The following is a 6,466-nucleotide window of genomic DNA, read 5'->3' as shown; positions in this document are numbered from 1 at the left end:
AGGAACTCGAAAGGAGGCGTCGTTAACAAGTATTCGTCTACAAAATAAATATAGAGCGATTCAAGATTTACATGCGAACGAAAATCTGTCAGTCATCCTTTTATGTGAAATTGCCGGTGTATCTCGTGCTGCCTATTACAAATGGCTACAGCGTACGCCAACAGCTAGAGAATTAGAAAATGAAGCGATTCTTCAAGATATTCAAGCGATTTATGAACAAGTAGGAGGCATTTATGGGTATCGAAGAATGAAATTAAATATTAATAGGAAATACCATAGAAAATTTAACCATAAACGTATTTATCGTTTAATGCACATCGCTGGATTACAGTCTGTGATTCGTCGGAAAAGAAAACGCTATGTTCCCTCAACTGCGCAATATGTCGCTGAAAATCGACTTAATCGTGAATTTACGGCAAGCAGACCTAATGAAAAATGGGTAACAGATGTCACAGAGTTCAAATTAAAAAGCGGAAGAAAAATATATTTAAGCGCTATTTTAGATCTTTATGATAGCTCTATTATTAGTTATGTATTGGGACATTCAAACAATAATAAATTGGTATTTCAGACATTGGACCAAGCTATCAATATATTAAAAGCGAATGAACAACCATTGATTCATAGTGATCGGGGGTACCAATATACATCACATGGATTTAAGAGAAAAATAGAAAAAGCAAACATGATTCATAGTATGTCCCGTGTAGGGAAATGTATAGATAATGGACCGATGGAATCATTTTGGGGAACGTTGAAATGTGAAAAGTATTACTTACATAAATATGAAACATTTGAAGCCTTACAACAGGCAATAGATGAGTATATCCAATTTTATAATAACGAGCGTTACCAAGAAAGGTTAAACGGCTTGAGCCCATTGGAATACAGGATTCAAGCCGCTTAAGGTTTTTTATTATTTCCACTGTCTACTTGACAGGGAGCTGTTCAAGATTGATCAAAATGGATTCTTCTTTAGCATATTTAAGTTTCGGTTTTATAAAAAAGTTTGATCATTTTTCATCTTAGATTTTCCAAAATAGCGCCCTTTTCTTGAATAAACAAATCAACATGAAATTAATAAATACCTTTGAGTTTTACTCTGTAAATGTTATTTACCTTTACTCTAAAGAAACTGCATTTTTTTAATAAAAATGCGGTTTCCTCAAAATTAATAACCACTCAGACCGTTTAACTTCAACATTAAAATGTTGTCTTTACTACTTCTTCGCTTGTCATATAGTCATCATCGATTCTTAATTGATTTCCTTCATTTTCAATAAGCCAATTTTTTTGTTTTTCATTGTACTTTAGTGTTATTAATTTCTTTAAGAACTTTTCCTGCAAAAGAGAAAGATAACCTTCTTCTGATTTTTCATGATATTCAACCGGAATTTCAAGAAGATAGCTCCCTTTATCAATTCGACATGTTACTTGTGAAAAATCGATTCTAGTGCCTAAGGCGTCGCCTTTAAAATAACGTATATTACCATCATAACGTTCAATGGTTTTTGTGTACTCCAATTTCAAATGATCTGATACATTTGTTAACTGATTAGGGTCTTTGTTTACTTTGGCTGCGATTGAATTCTTGTAAAAATCATTTATCACTGTTGTAATCTGTTTTTTTATGGTCTCATCTACTATTGGATTGGGTGCTAAATTATATTGCTTTTTCGATTTGATTTCAACTTTCTGTAGTTCACTTTTCCCTTTACCCCACGGAAATTCCGTTACTCCTTGTAACGTAATGCCATCTTTTACAGGGCCAAATTGAACATCATCTTCAATTTCTTTTGTTTTCTTACCATTTACCAATAAAGTGGTTGGAATATCGATGCTAACCGGTACTGTTTCACCGGAAAAGTTCAAACTCGCTGTTTCCTCAAAATCGTCTATATCAAAAAGTGTGACCTTTTCTTGATCCTTAACAGTTACATAATCAAAATTTTTTTGCCCTTTAATAACGTATACACCCGGTCCAAATGTACCTAACATGATTGATTCCTTATCCATGTCAATATTTTTGTCATTTAGGATAACTTTTGCTCCCTTTTCTCCATTCACTTTTAGCTTATATCCTCGTGCTTTAAGAATGTATTTATCGCCAAATAGGCTGTCTTCTTTGGTTATGTAAAATGGACCGATACTTGAAATACTATTACCAGGATATAATTGGGAAATTTTATTATTCGATATTCCTTCAGTTTCATAGTAACTTGCCTGTGCATTTAATAACATTATTTGATCTTTGAAATCGCGTTCTTCTTCATTCAAGTAATTAATAATACTTTTAGCGCTATTTTTATCCCATTGTAGCCCTTCATCGACCGTAACCAAATCCATCAACCCTTCGGCATCCCCACTTCTAACCTTTTCTTCAAATTCAGCTGAAAGATCCGATGGGGAAGGTGATTTGCCTATTACTAAAAAAATAATAATTAATACAGCAACAGTTGGTATTCCAAAGATTAATAATTTCTTTTTCATAAAATCCCCTCCTCTAATTCTCATCATTCTTATAATATGTGGGAATCTTCAGATTCATAATGGATATTTAGAATTTTAAAATCTATAAAAAAATGATGTGGAGTAACTTTATTGCTACTCAACAGTTCCTTAATCCGCCTTTCAGTTCAGACCTTCTTTTCACTATAAAAACACCCCTTTAGATAAACAGATCCAATGGGGCAAAACGTCGCGACTTTATTTAAAACATCGCATCTTTTTTATAAACTTCGTGACTTTATTTCAAATCCACAGTAGTGTAGCTATCTTTGCTTGGTGGGGAATACAAGCTTTTAGTTTCTTTTCCATCGTTATTTTAATCATCATAATAACTACAATTAGTTGGGATGTGTTTTCTAGAAGTTGTATAGATAAAATAATTATTTTTATTTTGGTTTTATCTATAGTTGGGGCTTGGCCAGCAGGATGATTTGTTGGAATAGGACAAATTGCTTACCCGGCCGATGTTTATTCAATAAAGCCAAAAGTCATGGTTCGTTTGCCATTGAATCAAGCTGTATTAGTAGGATGGGGAGGGGATGAGCTGGATACGAATTATCACGCTTGGGCACCTAATCAACGCTGGGCATACGACCTTCTCATTCCGCCAGCTGGTATAAAAAGCTCGAAGTTAGAAGATTACGGTATATATGGTGCGGAGGTAGTAGCTCCGGCTTCGGGAACAGTTATATCGGTTCATAATGATGAACCGGATTTGAAACCAGGAACTGATGATTTTGATTCGATGACAGGTAATCACATATATTTACGCTTAGAGGAAACTGGAACATACTTAATCCTTGCTCATTTGCAGAAAGGATCAGTACAAGTGAAAGAAGGGCAATATATAAACGAAGGAACAGTGATTGCAAAAGTGGGGAATTCAGGGAATTCCAGTGAACCGCACCTACATATACACCATCAACGACAAGATCCATCTAAGACGAGCTTGTTTCTTTCAGAAGGATTACCATTGTATTTTCGAGATATAGAGGGAACAGCTATGCCAAATGGAGGAGTCCGTTTGAAGGATGGTAAAGAGGTATCGATAGGGGATGTCATTTCACCTAAATGAAACAAAAAGGATGTGATACAAATGTGTATCACATCCTTTTTGTTATTGTCCTGTAAATGTTTGATACAGTAAGAAAATATTTAAAGCGATAACTAACGCAGCAATTAGCCAAGCAATTGTATTTGTAATACGATGATTCACTAGCGCGCCCATAATGTTTTTGTTACTTGTAAACAGAATAAGCGGTACTAATGCAAATGCAATCCCAAATGATAATACGACTTGACTCATAACGAGAGCGTAAGTTGGATTTACCCCTAAAGCGATAATAACAAGAGGTGGGATCATAGTAATAAATCGTCTTACATATAAAGGAATATGCATACGGATAAATCCTTGCATAATAATATCACCAGACATTGTACCGACGGAAGAACTAGATAAACCAGCAGTTAATAATCCAATTCCAAAAAGGCTAGCTGATACAGGGCCAACTAAGTTGCTAAACTCATTAAAAGCAACGTCTAAATCTTCAACATGTAAGCCGTTTTTGAAGAATAGAGCGGCTGCTACGATGAGCATACTTGCGTTAATTGCTCCAGCAATCACCATTGCGATAATAATATCAATGAATTCGAAGCGGAAAATCTTTTTTCGTTGTTCATCTGTTGTACCGACTACGCGGCGCTGCGTTAAAGCAGAATGCAAATAAATTGCATGTGGCATGACTGTTGCACCTAAAATCCCAGCTGCAAGTAAAATACTATCTACACCTTGAAATTTAGGAATAAATAGCCCTGAAAGAAGGGGGCTTAGCTCTGGTTTTGCGTAAAATACTTGTACACCAAACGCTACAACAACGATAAAGACCATTCCTGTAATAACAGCTTCTAATGGACGAAAGCCTCTGCGCTGAAACTCGAGTATAATAAATGATCCAACTGCGGTAATTAAAGCAGCGGGTAACATTGGAATGCCAAACAATAAATATAACCCTAAAGCCGCACCGATAAATTCGGCTAAATCAGTAGCCATAATCACGAGTTCACCTTGTATCCATAAGCCAATTGAAACGGGTTTTGGAAAGTGCTCACGAGCGACTTCAGGAAGGTTTTTTCCAGTTGCAATCCCGAGTTTTGCTGATAGTGATTGAATTAAAACGGCCATTAAATTGGAAGCGAGAATGACCCAAAGTAGTAAGTAACCGTATTGTGATCCAGCTGCAATATTTGTAGCAAAGTTCCCAGGGTCAATATAAGCAACAGATGCGATGAATGCTGGTCCTAGAAAAGGTAATAATCTCTTTATTCCTTTTGTTTCACCACTTAAAGCGAGTTGAGCAGATTGAACTGTTGTACTTTGTGAAGGAGCTTGTTCATCTTTTGTTATAGCTTTATTCATAGTAGTTTTCCCCTTTAGTTTCTTAGCTTAATGCAATCATTGTATGTATTCGTATTAGTTATTTCAATACATTTAAATATTTTTAGTTGATGTTTTTATTTGAACATAAGTGTTTCCTTAATGCAAATTATATGACTTAACGCAATAAAAGGTGCATTCGAAATAACTATGTAACAAAAATAAACGAGGAAGCCTAAATACAGTTATAACTTTTGGAATTGTAGGAGAATAAAGAGAGTTGACCTATAATATGGAATGGAAAAGGGTGTTTTTTAATTGTAAAATAGGATTCACAGCATATTAATTGCTGGAAACGAATTTGTATGTTATATAATATATTGGGATTACATCACAACCGTAGTGGATTGTTATGTAATCTCGTTTTTCATTTGCGTTAACTTCTGGGAAAACATTGTAAATAGGAGAAAGTTATTTGAACAATAGTTAACATATCTTTTCTTATTCTTATATGTTCCGATATGATCGTTAACTTATACATGATTTTAAAATATCGAATTTAGATAGGTGGTAAAAATAAAATGTTAAATCCAAAACCATACAGAGTGTTATTGTACTACATGTACACAACAATTGAGAATCCGGAAGAATTTGCAGCTCAGCATTTAGAATTTTGTAATTCACTTGAGTTAAAAGGAAGAATTCTTGTGGCAACAGAGGGAATTAACGGAACTGCTTCAGGTACTATTGAACAAACAGAGAAATATATGGAAGCAATGAAGAACGATCCACGTTTTGAAGGGATTGTATTTAAAGTAGATGAAGCGGATGAGCATGCGTTCAAAAAAATGCATGTGCGTCCTCGGTCAGAGCTTGTTACACTTCGCCTAGAAGATGATATCAATCCGAAAGAAACAACAGGTAAGTATTTAGAACCAAAAGAGTTTTATGAAGCAATGCAAGAAGAAAATACAGTTATCATTGATGCAAGAAACGACTATGAGTTCGATTTAGGTCATTTTAGAGGTGCAGTTAAACCTGATATTCACTCTTTCCGCGAATTACCAGATTGGATTAGAGAAAATAAAGAAATTCTCGAAGGTAAAAAGATTTTAACGTATTGTACAGGCGGTATTCGTTGTGAGAAGTTTTCAGGCTGGTTAGTTCGTGAAGGGTTTGAAGATGTAAGTCAGCTTCATGGCGGAATCGTAACATACGGAAAAGATCCAGAAGTACAAGGTGAACTTTGGGATGGTCAATGTTACGTATTTGATGAGCGTATTGGTGTACCAGTGAACCAAAAAGAACATGTTATTGTTGGAAAAGACCACTTTACAAAAGAACCATGTGAGCGTTATGTAAATTGCGCAAACCCAGAATGTAACAAACAGATTCTATGTTCTGAAGAAAATGAGGCGAAATATTTACGTGCTTGCTCACACGAATGTCGTGTCCACCCGCGTAACCGTTATGTGAAAGAACATGAGTTAACAGAAGAGCAAGTGGCTATCGCATTAGCAAAAATTGAAGAAGAAAATCAAGTGAAATTAGGATAATCGTTCACTTTAATAAAAAATGGATCTT

Annotated in this window: 4 protein-coding genes and 1 pseudogene; 3 read left to right on the top strand and 2 right to left on the bottom strand. The window is 35.0% G+C overall.

Annotation, left to right across the window (positions count from 1 at the left end):
- Positions 1-907 (top strand): IS3 family transposase (locus KFD70_RS16010; RefSeq protein ID WP_431613234.1); only part of this gene is annotated, 907 nt, incomplete at its 5' end.
- A 296-nt stretch (positions 908-1,203) separates the two neighbouring features.
- Here KFD70_RS16010 and KFD70_RS16005 read toward each other — a convergent pair.
- Positions 1,204-2,490 carry a TcaA 3rd/4th domain-containing protein gene (locus KFD70_RS16005; RefSeq protein ID WP_336454162.1) on the bottom strand — a complete coding sequence of 429 codons (1,287 nt, stop codon included), beginning with the start codon at positions 2,488-2,490 and terminating at the stop codon, positions 1,204-1,206.
- A gap of 232 nt (positions 2,491-2,722) precedes the next feature.
- Between KFD70_RS16005 and KFD70_RS16000 the strand changes: the two are divergent.
- Positions 2,723-3,583 (top strand): annotated as a pseudogene (locus tag KFD70_RS16000) (M23 family metallopeptidase).
- Between the two features lie 42 nt (positions 3,584-3,625).
- On the opposite strand, the gene KFD70_RS15995 reads toward KFD70_RS16000, so the two are convergent.
- Positions 3,626-4,924, bottom strand: coding sequence for an Nramp family divalent metal transporter (locus KFD70_RS15995; RefSeq protein ID WP_336454163.1), 1,299 nt, complete (start codon positions 4,922-4,924; stop codon positions 3,626-3,628).
- A gap of 539 nt (positions 4,925-5,463) precedes the next feature.
- On the opposite strand from KFD70_RS15995, the gene trhO reads away from it, so the two are divergent.
- Positions 5,464-6,438: an oxygen-dependent tRNA uridine(34) hydroxylase TrhO gene (gene trhO, locus KFD70_RS15990; protein WP_336454164.1), complete on the top strand. Its 975-nt coding sequence runs from the start codon at positions 5,464-5,466 to the stop codon at positions 6,436-6,438.
- Positions 6,439-6,466 lie beyond the last annotated feature (28 nt).

It is taken from the genome of Bacillus pfraonensis, assembly GCF_050768835.1.
GTDB lineage: Bacteria > Bacillota > Bacilli > Bacillales > Bacillaceae_G > Bacillus_A > Bacillus_A pfraonensis.
Note: the sequence above shows the minus strand (reverse complement) of the source record. Positions and strands in the feature narration are given on the sequence as shown.